The sequence below is a fragment of the Fibrobacter sp. genome (assembly GCA_024399065.1).
Taxonomy (GTDB): domain Bacteria; phylum Fibrobacterota; class Fibrobacteria; order Fibrobacterales; family Fibrobacteraceae; genus Fibrobacter.
Genome location: JAKSIB010000021.1, coordinates 43,547 through 58,896 on the forward strand (window position 1 = coordinate 43,547; position 15,350 = coordinate 58,896).

15 protein-coding genes and 1 tRNA gene are annotated in these 15,350 nt (G+C 50.7%); 13 read left to right on the plus strand and 3 right to left on the minus strand.

Annotated features, from left to right (window positions below; all coding sequences use genetic code 11):
• Position 1: 1 nt before the first annotated feature.
• Complete coding sequence (locus tag MJZ25_10795; protein MCQ2124661.1) at positions 2 to 1,729, plus strand: hypothetical protein; 1,728 nt, start codon at positions 2 to 4, stop codon at positions 1,727 to 1,729.
• Positions 1,730 to 1,732: 3 nt separating this feature from the next.
• Here MJZ25_10795 and MJZ25_10800 read toward each other — a convergent pair whose 3' ends face one another.
• Entirely contained in the window at positions 1,733 to 1,933 is a 201-nt protein-coding gene (locus MJZ25_10800; protein ID MCQ2124662.1) for a type II toxin-antitoxin system Phd/YefM family antitoxin, read from the minus strand.
• 29 nt (positions 1,934 to 1,962) lie between these two features.
• Here MJZ25_10800 and xseA point away from each other — a divergent pair, with 29 nt between their 5' ends.
• A complete protein-coding gene (gene xseA / locus MJZ25_10805) occupies positions 1,963 to 3,261 on the plus strand; it encodes an exodeoxyribonuclease VII large subunit (GenBank protein ID MCQ2124663.1) in 1,299 nt (432 codons plus the stop codon).
• Positions 3,262 to 3,288: 27 nt separating this feature from the next.
• Here xseA and MJZ25_10810 read toward each other — a convergent pair whose 3' ends face one another.
• Entirely contained in the window at positions 3,289 to 3,702 is a 414-nt protein-coding gene (locus MJZ25_10810; protein MCQ2124664.1) for a type I restriction enzyme HsdR N-terminal domain-containing protein, read from the minus strand.
• Between the two features lie 449 nt (positions 3,703 to 4,151).
• Between MJZ25_10810 and MJZ25_10815 the strand changes: the two genes are divergently transcribed.
• The 8 genes from MJZ25_10815 (at position 4,152) to MJZ25_10850 (ending at position 12,227) form a co-directional block, all read left to right on the plus strand.
• Positions 4,152 to 5,456, plus strand: a complete 1,305-nt coding sequence (locus tag MJZ25_10815; GenBank protein MCQ2124665.1) for a pyridoxal phosphate-dependent aminotransferase — start codon at positions 4,152 to 4,154, stop codon at positions 5,454 to 5,456.
• A gap of 147 nt (positions 5,457 to 5,603) precedes the next feature.
• Complete coding sequence (locus MJZ25_10820) at positions 5,604 to 6,689, plus strand: ABC transporter ATP-binding protein (GenBank protein MCQ2124666.1); 1,086 nt, start codon at positions 5,604 to 5,606, stop codon at positions 6,687 to 6,689.
• Between the two features lie 59 nt (positions 6,690 to 6,748).
• Positions 6,749 to 8,047 carry a hypothetical protein gene (locus MJZ25_10825; protein ID MCQ2124667.1) on the plus strand — a complete coding sequence of 433 codons (1,299 nt, stop codon included), beginning with the start codon at positions 6,749 to 6,751 and terminating at the stop codon, positions 8,045 to 8,047.
• An 88-nt stretch (positions 8,048 to 8,135) separates the two neighbouring features.
• A tRNA-Thr gene (locus MJZ25_10830) sits at positions 8,136 to 8,207 on the plus strand.
• Between the two features lie 79 nt (positions 8,208 to 8,286).
• The gene (locus tag MJZ25_10835; protein ID MCQ2124668.1) at positions 8,287 to 9,186 is read left to right on the plus strand and encodes an ABC transporter permease; all 900 of its coding nucleotides are present in this window, start codon (positions 8,287 to 8,289) and stop codon (positions 9,184 to 9,186) included.
• Entirely contained in the window at positions 9,179 to 10,012 is an 834-nt protein-coding gene (locus tag MJZ25_10840) for an ABC transporter permease (protein MCQ2124669.1), read from the plus strand. Before MJZ25_10835 ends, MJZ25_10840 begins: the two co-directional genes overlap by 8 nt.
• A gap of 22 nt (positions 10,013 to 10,034) precedes the next feature.
• Positions 10,035 to 11,099: a spermidine/putrescine ABC transporter substrate-binding protein gene (locus MJZ25_10845; GenBank protein ID MCQ2124670.1), complete on the plus strand. Its 1,065-nt coding sequence runs from the start codon at positions 10,035 to 10,037 to the stop codon at positions 11,097 to 11,099.
• Positions 11,100 to 11,246: 147 nt separating this feature from the next.
• Positions 11,247 to 12,227, plus strand: coding sequence for an MBL fold metallo-hydrolase (locus MJZ25_10850; protein MCQ2124671.1), 981 nt, complete (start codon positions 11,247 to 11,249; stop codon positions 12,225 to 12,227).
• On the opposite strand, the gene MJZ25_10855 is transcribed toward MJZ25_10850, so the two are convergent.
• Positions 12,224 to 13,033, minus strand: coding sequence for an exodeoxyribonuclease III (locus MJZ25_10855; GenBank protein MCQ2124672.1), 810 nt, complete (start codon positions 13,031 to 13,033; stop codon positions 12,224 to 12,226). The two genes, MJZ25_10850 and MJZ25_10855, sit on opposite strands and share 4 nt — an antisense overlap.
• Positions 13,034 to 13,162: 129 nt before the next feature.
• On the opposite strand from MJZ25_10855, the gene MJZ25_10860 reads away from it, so the two are divergent.
• The 3 genes from MJZ25_10860 to MJZ25_10870 all read left to right on the plus strand — a co-directional run.
• Positions 13,163 to 13,759: a hypothetical protein gene (locus MJZ25_10860; GenBank protein ID MCQ2124673.1), complete on the plus strand. Its 597-nt coding sequence runs from the start codon at positions 13,163 to 13,165 to the stop codon at positions 13,757 to 13,759.
• Positions 13,760 to 13,876: 117 nt separating this feature from the next.
• Entirely contained in the window at positions 13,877 to 14,824 is a 948-nt protein-coding gene (locus MJZ25_10865) for a hypothetical protein (GenBank protein MCQ2124674.1), read from the plus strand.
• A gap of 44 nt (positions 14,825 to 14,868) precedes the next feature.
• On the plus strand, positions 14,869 to 15,350 hold a 482-nt coding region (locus tag MJZ25_10870), incomplete at its 3' end, for a tRNA (guanine-N7)-methyltransferase (GenBank protein MCQ2124675.1).

A 15,350-nucleotide genomic window follows, 5' to 3' on the forward strand; every position in this document is an offset into this window, starting at 1 on the left:
GATGAGCATCAAGAAACTTATTGCATTAGGTTTGTTTTCGCTTACCTTCGCAGGACTTACCGCCTGCGACAAAGGTTCCACGTCCCCTGAAGACGACAGCAGTTCTTCTGTCGCCTCATTCAAGTCTAGCAGTTCATTTAGCAACGACCGTGCAGACGTAGACTACAAGGGCGAAATTGTTCTTGGCGACACCATGCGTCTCTACATCGACGTAGGTGAAGAAGGCGAAGACTCCACGGAAATCTACATCGACAGCAGCGCCACCTCCATTCCGCTGTACCTGGGCGAATTTGTCAAGGGAAGCCGAATCAAGGTTTTCGTAGGCGCATCCGAACTGGAAGACGCAAAGATTCGAATCAAGAATGAACAGGGCGAATACCTCCGCGCCGTCACTGCCGTTCCGAAGAGCGCAAACAGCAAGGATTCCGTCTTCGCAAACTACATCGTCCCCGGTTTCGGTTCCGACACCACAAAGATGTTCAATGACTCCAACGAATTCATCGTCTTCAACAAGAGCCACTACTACGTGGAAGTTTCCGGCGAATTCACAAATGAATCCGCATTGAAGCTTAAGGCTGTGGTTGATACCGCCTATTATAACTACGTAGGCGATACCAAGACCATTTCCATGAAGATGACCGACACAATCCGCGGCGTCGTTCCCATGAGCGATTCCCTGGAAGAAATCGACATCGAATTCGATGCCGCGGAAGGATACAGCATCAACCTCAAGTCCTTCGGCAAGAACATTTCCAAGATCCAACTCAAGGATGGCGACGACGTTGTCGGCACCCATACCAAGGATCTCGACACTCTGCTCGTTCCCAACGGCTCCGTAGAATGGACTCTGAATATTGCTACCGAAGACGCAGCCTTCATCGCCCTTACCGGCCCCTTCGCCTTTATTGATGTAGAAGCAAAGGCCCGTGCCTTGGAACAAGGTGAATATTTTGCAAATCCGGACTCCATCCAAAAGCCGGGTGCAACGTTCACCCGCACTCGACCGAAGGACGATCCGGAAAAAGCCATCTACAAGTACAACCTCCGCCAGGAACAGTACATCTGGATCGGCGATTTCAAGAAGGGTGATTCCATTCTTGTTGAGCACAAGATTTCCAACTACTCCGACGAAAACAGAGTTAGCCCCGTAACCATTGAAATCCTTGACAAGAACCAGAAAAAGCAGGCCACCGTAAACTCTGTCTATGGTGGTGGATTCTCCGTCACCAAGGATATGCCGGAAGGTCCTTACTACCTCCACTACCTCCGCTTAAATTCGGAACCTCTCGACCAGGTTTCTGAATCCATGCGTTACGTTCTTCAGCTTCACACCCTCGTCCAGCAGCTCGGTTCTGTAGAATCCATGGAGTTCTACAATACCGAAAAGGACAACACCTACAAGGTCATCAGCCCCGTTCCGGGCGACACCATCCGATTCAACAAGTTCGTCTTCTTGATGGAACCGAACAAGGATAAGGGTTGGAAGGAAGTCGGTGACAACGTTCGTTGGTATGTTCCTTGCGAAGACCTCCAGTACATCAATAACAAGTACAAGATTTCTTCCTGCCAGAGCAACGGAACCGGAGAACAGCAAATTTCTGCAAGCTACTTGATCGTACAGAATGATAGCGACGGAGAAACCGCCAAACTGATTGCAGAAAGTATTGCAGACCCCACAATGAGAGACACCCTGGATGTCATGATCATTGCAAAGTCTGAAGAAGACTAATTATTAAACTTCCCAAATCTGATTGGGAAGTTTTCCTATATCGCGGAAGTCCAGCTTACCGGCAGACGGTGCAGAAACACTGACCAGGCGAGCAAGAGGCTTGCCGGCACGTTCAATAACGATTTCTTCGTCCTTGATGGCAACCTGGTTCAGAAGGTTGCCAAAATTTTGACGGACTTCCATTGCGGATACAACTTTTGCCATAGTATCCATAAAATAGTTATATTCTCACTGTGGAAACAGAAGTAAGATCCTATACAGTCACCCAATACATGACTTCCCTCAAGAGAAAGGTGGAAGAAACCCCTGCTGTATGGGTTCGTGGTGTCATTACCCAGATTACGCAAAAGCCAAATATCGTCTATTTGACCATTGCGGACTTTGAAGAGGGTAACGTCAAGCCTATTTCTGTAGTAAGCCTTTCCTGTTTTGCAGGACGCTTTGCTGCCATCCAGTCAAAGATCATGGCCTGCGGCAAGCCTTTTGAGCTGAAGGAACAACTTAAGGTCAGTTTTTTAATCAAGGCCGAAATCTACGTGCCCTATGGAAAGTTGCAGGCACAGATTTTGGACATTGACCCGGTATACACCATCGGAGAACTGGCTGTCACACGAGGCGAAATTCTGAAGCGTTTAGCTTTGGAGGGCCTTCTCGAGAAGAATAAATCGCTGGAGCTTGCTCCGGCCCCCATGCGCATCGGTTTGATTACCGGCGAAGGCACCGCCGCCTACAAGGACTTCACCACGAAGCTGGCAGACTCCCCCTTCGCATTCAAGGTCATGACCATCTATGCGAAAATGCAAGGTGCAGAGACCGAGGCCACGGTGCTTACGGCACTGGAAAAACTTGCAAAAGTAGACGCCATTGACGTGGTTTGTATTGTTCGAGGAGGCGGGTCCAAGACGGACTTGAACTTCTTCGATAGCGAAGCCTTGTGTCGAGCTGTTGCAAACTTTCCCGTTCCCGTATTCACAGGCATCGGTCACGAAATCGACAAGAGCCTGCTGGACGAAGTGGCTTACCAGAGCTGCATCACTCCGACCGACACCGCAAAGCAGCTGGTTGATCGCGTTGCCGAAAGCTGGAACAGGATGCAAGTCACCGCCCAGGAAATTGCAGCGGGAGCCAAGGACACACTGGTTCACGCAAACCAAGCCCTCGCCAATTTCGGGACAACTCTCCAGCAGAAAGTTACAAGCCGCATCCAAGGCGAAAAAACGAAACTTGTGGTATGCGGAAGCAATCTCAAACGAGACTTGAGCTATATCATCCGTAGTGAAAATGCACGCCTTGACCGCAACATAGAAGGTCTTCACCAAGGTACACGAAAAATTCTTGACCTGGCAAAGTCAAAATTTACTTTGTTGGAAACCAAGGTAAAGGCTGCCGACCCGGCTACCGTTCTGGCAAAGGGTTACTCCCTGACCTTAGACTCTACCGGCAAGTTTGTTCGTAATGCAAGTCAGCTTAAAACAGGCGACAAGCTCACCACTCGTTTCAAGGACGGCGAAGTTTCTTCCGTAGTTCAGTAAAGTGGCTAAGGGGAGTCTAAGCCTACGTTATTGAAACTGCGGCAGTGCGTCAATTTTTTGAAATCGTTTTGTTTCCGGATCCAAAGCGAAATAGCGCACGGCATCGCCAAGGGAAAGCATCACATAGTTTGGGGTAAGAAACTGCAGGTACTTGTTCAGCTGTTGCTGCAATACCGGCCAGTTGTATTCCCCAGGAGCCTTGCATTCCACCAAAAGCCAAGGTTTGTCAATGGTCGCCCCTGCACGAAAATTGTGGACCATAATGTCGACGCGGTCCTCTGTTTTCGGGTCGATCATACCCAGCGGAAACTCCACCGCGATCAAATGTTCCGGAACCTTCACCTGGTCCAGCAAGTAGCGTACCGTAGCCTGACGCACGTGTTCCTCGGGAGTTGCGGGAACATCCTTCTTGCGGATGGGATCGTATAGGTAATCAGGCACGAGGCTCGAGGCTCCAGGTTAAAAGTGGCGAGTAGATAACTATGGACCGAAAAATAGAAAACAGGCTTTTTTTCATTTTTCAGCAACTCCCAATTTCCCACAAAAAATGTTTATCAAAGCCTTGACGTGCGTAAAATCCAGAAGTATATTCTTTGGCATGAACAAGATCTTTGAACAGAACATCATCGCAGCAGCGATTGCGGCAGGCGCGGCGGAAGCTCGAGCCTGTGTTAAGTCGTGGGCGGCTGTTCAAGAATTGTAAAAGTCTAACCGAAACAAGTTACAAGGATTAGGCAAAAGGAATTCAAAGGGCAGTCCCGCAAGGACGGCCTTTTTTATTTTAGCCGATTTTAAACCAAAAACAACAAACAAGGGAAATTCAAAATCATTTTTTATCTATTATTAAGCGGTAAATTATTTGAATTTTCAATACGATACAGGAGTATAAAATGAGAAAGCGTTTGCTTACCGAAGGTGCCAAGGAACTGTCTTACGAAATCCGTGAGATCGTAAAGAAGGCGAACCTCCTGAAAACGCTGGGCATGCCGAAGATTCACTGGGAAAACATCGGCGACCCCATTGAAAAGAAGTGCCAGGTTCCCGAATGGATCAAGGACATCGTTGTGGACCTTTCCAAGGAAAACCGTTCCTATGGTTACTGCCCGTCCAAGGGTATGCTGGAAACCCGCGAATTCATCGTGAAGGAAACCAACAAGCTGGGCGGCGCCCAGATTACCGTTGACGACATCCTGTTCTTCAACGGCCTCGGTGATGCAATCGCCACATTGTACAGCCTCCTGTCCATGACCACCCGTATCATTGGACCGTCTCCTGCATACAGCACCCACAGCTCTGCAGAAGCAGCACATGCACACTCTGCTCCTATCACTTACAGCATGAAGCCGGAAAACCACTGGTATCCGGACCTGGAAGAACTTGAAAACAAGGTGAAGTACAATCCCTCCATCGCCGGTATCCTGATTCTGAATCCGGATAATCCCACTGGCATGGTGTACCCCCTGGAAATTTTGCAGAAGATCGTTGATATCGCCAAGCGCTACAACCTGTTCATCATCTGCGACGAAATCTACAACAAGATCACCTACAATGGAGCTCACGCCTACGCTCTGGCCGAATACATCGGCGACGTTCCGGCTATTGCCCTGAAGGGTATTTCCAAGGAATATCCGTGGCCGGGTGCTCGTTGCGGCTGGGCAGAATACTACAACCGCGACAAGGACGAACAGTTCGACGCCTTCTGCCGCGCTTTGGACAACGCCAAGATGGTCGAAGTCTGCTCCACCACCCTGCCGCAGATGACCATTCCTCGCGTGCTGGGCGATCCTCGCTTCATGGAACACCGCCAGGCTTTGAACGAAAAGATCGGCCGTCGCTCCGCCATCATTAACGAAATTCTTTCCGACATTCCGGAACTGTATTTCAACCCCACCTACGGTGCATTCTACAACACCATCATCTTCCGTGAAGGTGTTTTGAACAACCACCAGAGTCTGAAGATCGACAACCCGCAGATTAAGGCCAAGGTGGAAGAATGGTGCTCCAAGACCGAAAACCTGGACTACCGTTTCGTGTACTATCTGTTGGGCGCAAAGGGTATTTGCGTGGTGCCCAGCACCAGTTTCTGCACCGACCTCAAGGGCTTCCGCGTGACGCTGCTTGAAGAAGACGAAGCAGAACTGCGTAGCGTGTTCACCACCATCCACGACGCCATCATCGAGTACCTGCACAGCTAGACGAGAGAACGCTTCGCTACAGACGAAAGACGAGAGAAACGCTCCGCTTTATTTTGGCGGCGAAGCCGCATCTTTTAAGCCGCAGGCTCATTCTAAATCTTTCGTCTCTCGTCTATCAGAGGCGAAGCCTCGGTCTATAATCTAAATATGAAATCTTTCGATCTTCAGGTTAAGAACGTTTCCAAGAGTTTCGGCCCCAAGGCCGTGCTCAAGGGAATCGACGTATTCATCAAGGACGGCCAGTTCGTCACCTTGCTAGGCCCTTCCGGCTGCGGCAAGACGACACTGCTCCGCATTATCGCAGGCTTCGAAAAGGCTGATGCCGGAGAAGTCATTCTCGGCGGTGAAATCATTTCCAACAAGTCTCCGGCACACCGCCCCATCAACACGGTGTTCCAGAGCTACGCCTTGTTCCCCCATCTGAACGTCTACAACAACATCGCTTTCGGCCTCAAGAGCCACAAGGTTCCCAAGGATGAAATAGATCGTCGTGTTAAGGCTATGATGGAAACCGTAAACATTACGGACTTGGCAAACGAAATGCCTGCTACCTTGAGCGGTGGTCAAAAGCAGCGTGTAGCCCTCGCCCGCGCCCTCGTCAATGAACCGGACATTCTGCTCCTGGATGAGCCCCTCAGCGCCCTTGACGCAAACCTCCGCAAGAAATTGCAGGTGGAACTCCGCGAAGTGCAGAAGAAGACCGACACCACCTTCATCATGGTGACTCACGACCAGGACGAAGCTATCGCCGTGTCCGACCGAGTTCTCGTGATGCACAAGGGTGAAATTGTTCAGGACGGCAGTCCCGAAGATGTTTACGAACATCCGGTCAATCGTTTTGTGGCAACCTTCATCGGCGAAGCCAACATCCTTGAATGCGAAAAGGTTGCAGACGACAAAGTCGCTTGCGCTTTCGGCGAACTGGTTGTTGAGAAGAAACCTGAATGGAACGCAAACGAATCCGGCAAGTGCTGCGGCGGTGTAGCTATCCGCATGGAAGACATCCACGTTTGCACTCCCAGCGAAAGCTTTACAAACAACGTATTCGACGCACGTATTCTGGAACGTATCTTCCGCGGTGACTACTGGGAACTGATTGCAGAACTTCCCGGCGTAAGCGCCAACAAGAGTTTGCAGCTCCGCGTCATGACTGACCCCGACGAAATCTACAACGCCGGCGATCAAGTCAAACTTTATATTGAACCGCAATACCTGCAGGTTCTGGCTGACTAATAATGTAAGCAGCCTCTAAAGGCTACTATTTTTTTCTAAAACACAGGAGGAGAAACCTAATGCCTAAGGTTTACGAAATGTCCAATAGTGCTCTTTCCAAGCACAAGGTAACCTTTGCGCTCATTGCAATCGCAGTCATCGCCATTGCAGTTTTGTGGAGTTCCATCTTCGGTTACAACAACGCCACCCAGATTCTTGTAAAGCAGAGCCCGTTTGGCGAAATGTCCTGCGTGGATCACGCCGGTTTCTACTTCAAGGGTTTCGGTACCATTTACGAATACGACCGTACCAAGGACTTCTACTTCAACTCTTCTAACGAAAAGGTCCGCGGTCAGTCCTGGGAAGGTGACGACACCGATGAAGACGATATTTCCGTTACCCTTTCCCGTAACGCAAACGCAGACATCTCTGGCTACATCAAGTACCAGCTCCCCATCAACTGCGACGAACTCATCAAGATCCACATGGACCAGCGTGGCGATAAGCAGCTGAAGCATGGTCTCGTCCGTAACGCAGTTCTTTCCGCAGTCCGCAAAACCGCACCGCTCTTCACCGCAGAAGAAGCCAAGGTGACCAAGATTGCAGAATTCCGCCGTATTGCAGAAGACCAGTTGATCTACGGCGAATACCTGACCACCACCGAAATTCGTGAAGAAAAGGTTGGTGACGATGAAGTGGATTCTACCGGCCGCGTTATCAAGAAGGCAGAAAGCCAGCAGTACACCGTGACCAAGCTCGCTCTCGATTCCAACGGACAGCGCGTTCTGATCAAGGAATCCGCATTGAAGCAGTACAACATCCGTATTCTTCAGTTCGAAATTCAGAACGTGAAGCTTGATGCAAAGGCTCAGCAGCAGTTGGACATCGTGAAGGAACGTGAAATGAAGCGCGTTGCCGAACGTACCGCATCTGAAACTGCAAAGCAGCAGGCAATCACCGCCGAAGCCGAAGGTAAGGCTAAGGTCGCTAAGGAAAAGGCTGAACAGGAAGTTGTCAAGATTCGCGAAGTGACCCAGGCAGAAAAGGAACGCGACGTGGCAATCCTTAACGCTCAGAAGGAAAAGGAAGTTGCACGCCTCGCCGCAGAAAAGGCCGTGGAAGACGCAAAGCGCATCCGTGCCGAAGGTGAAGCAGAAGCTGCAGCAAACCGCGCCAAGGTTCAGGCAGGTCTTACTCCACAGGAAGCTGCAGAATGGGCTTACAAGACTAAGGTTGGTGTTGCACAGTCCCTGGCCAAGTCCAGTCACCCGCTGGTTCCAACCATCATGATGGGCGGCGACGGCAAGAACGGCAATACCGCTATGGACGCCGTCGGCCTCAAATACCTGATGGACATTACCGAAAAGTTGTCCAAATAAACCTCTTTTTGCAGAAAATGAAAAAATATTTTCTAAAAAAGGTTTAAAATTCTCCCAAATTATACTACCTTTGGGCTCACCTAAGCAAGCCCAGGTAGCTCAGTGGTAGAGCACTTCCTTGGTAAGGAAGAGGTCTCGGGTCCGACTCCCGATCTGGGCTCTAGAATTTTAGGGTTATTTAAAGACTCGTCAGCATTGACGGGTCTTTTATTTTTGACCCAACTTTCTATCTTTTGACCATGCAGACAGAAGTCTTCGAAGGTAAACTCACTACCCGCGCCCACATGCGCAAGTTCGGCGTTTTGCTGACTGGCCCCGGCATGTTGTGGCTTATCGTATTTCTGCTTTTGCCCACCATTTTCCTGATGGTTTTGGCTTTTGCCCAGCGCGGCTCCTACGGAAGCATCAACTGGGATTTTTCCATTGAAAATCTAAGACGCCTTATCGGTTTCAGTTCCTTTGGCTGGTCTCCCGACAACTTGCTGATCCTTTGGCGCAGTTTGAAGATTGCCGTCATTACCACAGTGCTTTGCATCGCCTTCGGCCTCCCCATGGCATTCTGGATTGCAAACCACGGCAAGACCATGCGCGCATTCCTTTTTGCATTGATCATGGTGCCCAGCTGCACCAACCTGGTGATCCGTACAGCCGCCTGGATGGTCCTTCTCGGACCGGACATGTTCCCTGCAGAAATTGCAAGATTCTTCGGTCTCATAGCCGAAGGGGAATCCCTGTACCCGGGTAGTTTCGCGGTCTATATCGGCATGGTCAGTTCCATGTTGCCTTTTGCGGTTCTCCCCCTCTACACCAGCGTTGAACGTTTGGACTGGGGCATTGTGGAAGCCAGCCGCGACTTGTACGCCGGCCCCTTCCGCACTTTCTACCACGGCATCCTCTCCCAGATGATGCCGGGCATTGTGGCAAGCGTTATCCTGACTTTGGTCCCCAGCCTCGGTATGTACGTTATCAGTGACTTGCTGGGCGGAGGCAAGTACATGCTTATCGGCAACCTGATCCAGCAGCAGTTCGGTTCCGCCATGGACTGGCCCTTCGGCGCCATGCTGGGTTCCGTGTTGATTATCTGCAGCGTCATCAGTCTGGTGATTTTCCAGAAGGTGGGAGGAAAGAACTTTGTCTAAGAGAAAGCTTCCCATCATCGCCGTCATTCTTTCTGTTATCGGCTTCGCCCTTCTGTACCTCCCCATGTTCCTAGTGGTGGAACAAAGCTTTAACGCCAGCAAGCACGGCCAAAGCTGGGGCGGTTTTACCCTGGATTGGTACACCGGCCTCGCCAGCAACTCCATGGTCCAGACCACCACGGTGAACACCTTGATTCTTGCCGTGGTCAGTACCATCATCGCCACCGTTCTTGGAACCCTCCTGGCCATCGGTATTCATCGTACGCCCTGGGGCAAGAAGATGCAGTATTTCTACGACATGAGCATCAACGTTCCTGTGGTGACCCCGGACATTTTGATGGCCATCGCCCTGGTTTCCGTATTCGCCCTTTTCCGCAGCTGGACCTCGTTGTTCGACCCGGGCATGCTTACCATGGTCATTGCCCACGTTACCCTTGAAACAAGCTTTGTTGTTCTGGTGGTGCAGAGCCGTTTGGTCAGCATCGGCAAGGACCAGATCGAAGCAGCCCGCGACCTTTACGCAAGCACCGCAGGTGCCTGGTTCCGCGTCATCATCCCCCAGCTTTCCACAGCCATTGTTTCCGGCGCCCTTCTGGCATTTACGCTGTCCCTGGATGACTTCATCCTCAGCTTCTTTACCAGCGGTCCGGAATCCCAGACGTTGCCTTTGTACATCTACGGCTCCCTGAAGCGCGGTGTTTCTCCCCAGATTCACGCCTTGTCTTCTATCATCTTTGGCCTCACCCTCTTTGTGATGGTCCTGATGGTTCTCAAGGGTATCCGTAATGAACGTAAGCTTGCAAAGAAGAAATTAACCAACCAATAACCACCAACCTAAGGGCCTAAAAATGAAAAAGATTTTTCTTGCTCTTACTCTCCTGATCGCAGCATCCCTCTTCGTGGGCTGCAACGATGATAAGAAATCATCCTCTCAGCCGGACAAGGTCACTGTGATGATCTACAGTGAATACATTGATCCCGAAATGCTGACCGATTTCCAGATGAAGACTGGTTTCAAGCTTCAGCTTGAACTTTATGAAGCTCAGGAAGAAATGATTGGCAAGCTTCAGGCATCCGGCACCAGCCAGTACGATGTCATCATCGCAAGCGACGTGGTTATCCAGCAGATGATCCACCTGGGTCTTATCCAGCCCATCGACACAAACAAGGTTCCGAACCGTGTGAACATCGCAGACCAGTTCAAGAACCCCAGCTACGACCCCACCAACAGCTACTCCATTCCTTACCTCTGGGGTACCACCGGTATTCTTTACCGCGACGCAGCGGTTGACCCTATGAAGGTCAGTTACAATATGCTCTTTGACGCAGCCCAGACCAAGGGTAACTTCAGCCTTCTGGAAGAAAGCCGTTCCATGCTTTCCATGGCATTGCAGGCCAAGGGCTACGACGCAAACTCTACTGACCAAAAGCAGATTAACGAAGCCGTTGAACACATTCTCAAGGCAAAGAAGGACCCCCACTTCCTTGGCTTTGACGGTTCCGTGGGCGGCAAGGACAAGGTTCTCTCCAAGATGGACTGGGCAGCAATCGTCTTCAACGGCGAAGCTATGGCCGCTATCGAAGAAGATTCCACCCTCCAGTTCGCCATTCCTACCGAAGGCTCCTTCATGTGGGTTGACGCTATGCTCTTAAGCTCCAAGGCTCCCAACAAGGAAGGCGCCTACGCATTCATGAACTACATTCTCGATGCAAAGATCGGTGCACAGTTGGCTAAGTTCATCAACTACGCCACCCCCAACAAGGCTTCCCTGGAAGTCATCGACGAAGAATTCAAGAACAACCGCGTCATCAACCCGTCCAAGGAAGAAATCGACCGCATGGTGTTCCTGAAGGACCCGGGCGACGCAGCACGCCTCTTCGACGAAGCCTGGACCATCGTGAAGACCCGCTAATCAAGGTTTAAAAAGACTTCAAAAAAGCTCCGTATTTTGCGGGGCTTTTTTGTTTGCAGGCGTATTTCTTTGTATTTTGTTTTTGTGCGTTACTTTGCTTTGACAATTCTACTTCTATTGATGTCTGCGTGCTACACTGCGCAGACTATGACTACAGATCAGCCAAGGCCGGCCCATCACCTTCCCGACGGTCATTTTCAGAACACCGACAACAGTTGCGAGCCTATCCGCGACACCCTGGAACCCGACGAAAATGTTCCTACGCATCGCACCCGCCTGCGCCGCCTCCCCATCATCCGCGGGAACGAAAACCTTTGGGCAGACACCAGCGTCAGTACCGCCACATGGATCGGCCACGCCACCTACTATTTGAAGTTAAAGAACGTAGGCATCCTCGCCGACCCCATCTTCAGTTTGCGTTCCTCGCCGGTGCAGTTCGCAGGCCCCAAGCGCGGCACCCCGCCGGGACGAGACCTGGATTCCCTCCCCCGCGTGGACTTGGTTCTCATTACCCACGACCATTACGACCATCTGGACAAGAACAGCATCATCAAGATTCACAAGCTCTGGAAGGATTGCGTTTTCGCAGTACCGCTGAAAGTCGCCGACATCCTCAAGGACTGGGGCATTCCAGAAAAGCAGATTATCGAACGTGACTGGTGGGAAACCGCAAGTGTAGGCGACATCAAGCTGACCTTCGTTCCCTGCCACCACCTGAGCAGAAGAGGAGCTTTCTCCTCCAGCAAGAATTCCACCCTGTGGGGCAGCTGGATTATCGAGAAGGATTCCAAGAAAATCTGGTTTGCAGGAGACCTGGCCATGGGCGACGGCACCTACTATAAGACCATCGCCGAAAAGTTCGCCCCGGTAGACCTGTCGCTACTTCCCATTGGAAGCTACAAGCCCTCCCGCTACACCCGCGTACACGTAAGCCCCCGCCAGGCAGCGCAGCTCCATCAGATGATGCAGTCCAAGCAGAGCCTGGCCATGCATTGGGGAACCTTCAGCATGGTCTATGACCGCATGGACGACCCACCAAAGGACCTTGCAAAAGCCCGCAAGGAACTGAACATTCCCGACAGCACCTTCTACGTGCCCATGCCGGGTGAAATCTTTAAATTGTATTAAACGCCTTCGCTCTTCTTGATGGGGAGCGGTGCAAAAGGCGGTTCCAGTTCAATACTGATGGGGCAATGGTCAGAACCCATCACACCGGTATGGATATTGGAATTCACAATGTTGGGAACAAGGCCAGCATCCACGAAAGCATAGTCCAGACGCCAACCCACGTTACGGGAACGGGCGCCAAAGCGGTTGCTCCACCAGGAATACATATCGCGTGCATTAGGATTCAGGTGGCGGAAGCTATCTACGTAGCCGTTTTCCACATACTTGTCCATCCAGGCGCGTTCAATGGGCAAAAAGCCGCTGATGTTTTCGTTTTCCTTGGGGCGGGCGATATCAATTTCCTTATGGCAGGTATTGTAGTCACCCACAGTCACCACATGCTTGCCATTGGCCAGCCAGCGGTTGCTGTTTTCCAGGAATGCATCATAGAAACGGAGCTTGTAATCCAGGCGGTCGTCGCCGGAGCCACCATTGGGGAAATAGATGCAGTTCAGCACCCAGTCCGGGAAAACCAGCTGGATAACACGGCCTTCGTCGTCAAATTCTTCGATATCGAAGCCATAATTGACGCGGTCCGGTTCAATCTGGGTATAAATACCTACCCCGCTGTAGCCCTTTTTGCGCTTACAGGGGTTCCAGTAGACAAAATAGCCTTCGGGATTTGCGATGGAATCCGGAATCTGGTCTTCTTCGGCACGAACTTCCTGCAAGCACAGGATATCGGGTCTGGTGGTGTTGAACCACTCTTCGAAACCCTTTTTCATGACGGATCGGAGCCCGTTGACGTTCCAGCTGTAGATATTCATGTTGTTCCCAATCTAATTTCAAGGCGAAAGATAGCTTTTTCACCAATCATCCAAGGGAAATGTTAAAACTTTTTCACTTTATTTTAAGAAAAAAGAGCAAAATGAAATAATAATGGTATATTTATAACCATGAAAAACCATATTTTGTTCGCATCAAGTATTGCATTTTTGTCTTTTTTAGCAGGTTGTGCCGGTTCCGGAAAATCTGGTGGAAGTGCCGAAAATTTGGAAATTCCCACAAATATGCCTCCTATCTGTCGCGACATCGACTTTGTCGCCCAGCCTGACATGCGAGAAATGTGCGGTGTTCGTGTAAGCCACTCCAAGGCCTATAAGAACATTCCCCAACAACGTTACTTGATCAAACCCGCCGAAACCTCCATCGTAAAGACAAACGGCAAGCTTGAACTCCGTCTTCAGAACTCTTTGCCGTTGATCCTGGAAGGTCCTATTGTGGACGAGCTCCAGTTCAACCAGGACAAGCGTCTTGAAAAGATCCGCAACTCCTACGACTACCACGAAATCTACACCAAGAATTCCGGCCGTATCCGAATCTTCAAGATGGGCATCCCCACCGACGAAGGCAACATCTATAACTTCTGCTACAACATTCCCGAAAAGAAGGGTAACGCAAGAACCCGTAGCGTGGCCATGGGTAGCAAGATCGAGGAAATGTCCTGCGCAGATTTCGACCGTCTCGTAGCAGAAAACACCAAGAAGAAATAACACCTCGACCGCTTAGGAAATAAGCGCCTCGAGCCATTGATTTTCAAGCATCCTCGTTTTTTACGAGGGTGTTTTTTTCTACATGGCAAGCAAGCTTGCTGTAGAGGCAGTTCGGCTATGTCCATAAGCAAGCTTTTGGACGCAGCACTCACTTTTTTCTACATTTTCTCCGTCATGGCAAACGAAGGCAAATTCATCCACAACGCACTGAAACAGGTCCACATCGACACCTCCTGTTCCACGGTTTCCGGCTTTTCCATTTCTGGACTAGCCACCTACCTGCAATTGCCCGAACTGGATTTTTGCATCGACATGGGGGAATGCCCCCTTTCCGCCACCTCCATCAACCATGTGTTCCTGACCCATGCCCACGGCGATCACGGCCGCTGCCTCATGCGTCACCACAGCCTCCGCAAAATGATGGGTGTGGAACGTGACAGCGTTTACTACATGCCGGATTTCATTTGCGAAAGCGCCAAGGCCTGGATCAAGGCCGAAGCCATATTTGAAGGTGTCGCCGAATCCAAGTTCCGCTATCCGGAAATCATTCCCGTAAGCACTGGGGAGCTGCAGTTCCTCAAGTACCGCAAGGATCTTGCCATTGAAGCTTTTGAAGTAAAGCATTCCATTCCTGCCATGGGCGGAATCCTTTATTTCTACAAGAAGAAATTGAAGGACGAGTTTCTGGACAAGACTCCCACCGAATTGATTGAACTCCGCAAGAACAAGGTGGAAATCACCCGCGAAGTTTACGAACCGTTGGTCAGCTTCATGGGCGACTGCCTTGGCGAAAGCCTGCTGGACAACAGCCGTGTATTCCAGTCCAAGGTTCTCATCACCGAATGCACCTTCCTGACTCCTGAAGATGAACCGATGAGCGTCAAGAAGGGCCACACCCACATCAAGGACATCGTTCGAGCCCTCAACGAAATCGGTGACAATGTGAAGTGCGAAAAAATTATCCTGAGTCACTTCTCCATGAAGTACTCCGACAAGTTGATCAGAGACATGGTGAACAAGTTCATCCCGGAAAAGTTCAAGGATAGAGTAGAGATTTTAATCTAAAGGCGCGAGGCACGAGGTTCGAGGCTTGAGGCGCGAGGAAAATTATGAGCGAAGAAAAAATTGAAGTTGTTGAAGGCGAAGAAGCCGTAGAAAAGGAAGTGGTCATTCCGGAATTTTTCCGCGACCTGAAGGAAGACGAAAACGCCAAGTCCCTTTGGCATTACGTGTTCCGCACCAACGGCGATCGCAAGCCTATCGCCACTCCTGATGGCCTCCCCCACAAGCTGGACTTTGACTGGAAGGACATGTTCCCCAACCACAACGACCACATCGAAGTGGAAATCGGCTCCGGCAAGGGCAGCTTCATCGCCGACTACGCAGCCAAGCACCCGGACTACTACATCATGGGTAGCGAATGGGATTACACCTGGGCTGCATTCGCTCAGCGCAAGATGAACAAGGCAGGCGTTCTGGACAACGCCTCCATGCTTCGCGGCGACGTTTTCTATTTCCTCCGCGACTGCGTCAAGGACAACACCGTGGACGCATTCCACATGTACTTCCCGGATCCGTGGCCCAAGGAACG

Coding starts and splice junctions, on each gene's coding strand:
- MJZ25_10795 (MCQ2124661.1), top strand. CDS start 2: ATGAGCATCAAGAAACTTATTGCATTAGGTTTGTTTTCGCTTACCTTC.
- MJZ25_10850 (MCQ2124671.1), top strand. CDS start 11,247: ATGACTACAGATCAGCCAAGGCCGGCCCATCACCTTCCCGACGGTCAT.
- MJZ25_10845 (MCQ2124670.1), top strand. CDS start 10,035: ATGAAAAAGATTTTTCTTGCTCTTACTCTCCTGATCGCAGCATCCCTC.
- MJZ25_10860 (MCQ2124673.1), top strand. CDS start 13,163: ATGAAAAACCATATTTTGTTCGCATCAAGTATTGCATTTTTGTCTTTT.
- MJZ25_10835 (MCQ2124668.1), top strand. CDS start 8,287: ATGCAGACAGAAGTCTTCGAAGGTAAACTCACTACCCGCGCCCACATG.
- MJZ25_10820 (MCQ2124666.1), top strand. CDS start 5,604: ATGAAATCTTTCGATCTTCAGGTTAAGAACGTTTCCAAGAGTTTCGGC.
- MJZ25_10865 (MCQ2124674.1), top strand. CDS start 13,877: ATGTCCATAAGCAAGCTTTTGGACGCAGCACTCACTTTTTTCTACATT.
- MJZ25_10815 (MCQ2124665.1), top strand. CDS start 4,152: ATGAGAAAGCGTTTGCTTACCGAAGGTGCCAAGGAACTGTCTTACGAA.
- MJZ25_10800 (MCQ2124662.1), bottom strand. CDS start 1,933: ATGGCAAAAGTTGTATCCGCAATGGAAGTCCGTCAAAATTTTGGCAAC.
- MJZ25_10855 (MCQ2124672.1), bottom strand. CDS start 13,033: ATGAATATCTACAGCTGGAACGTCAACGGGCTCCGATCCGTCATGAAA.
- MJZ25_10825 (MCQ2124667.1), top strand. CDS start 6,749: ATGCCTAAGGTTTACGAAATGTCCAATAGTGCTCTTTCCAAGCACAAG.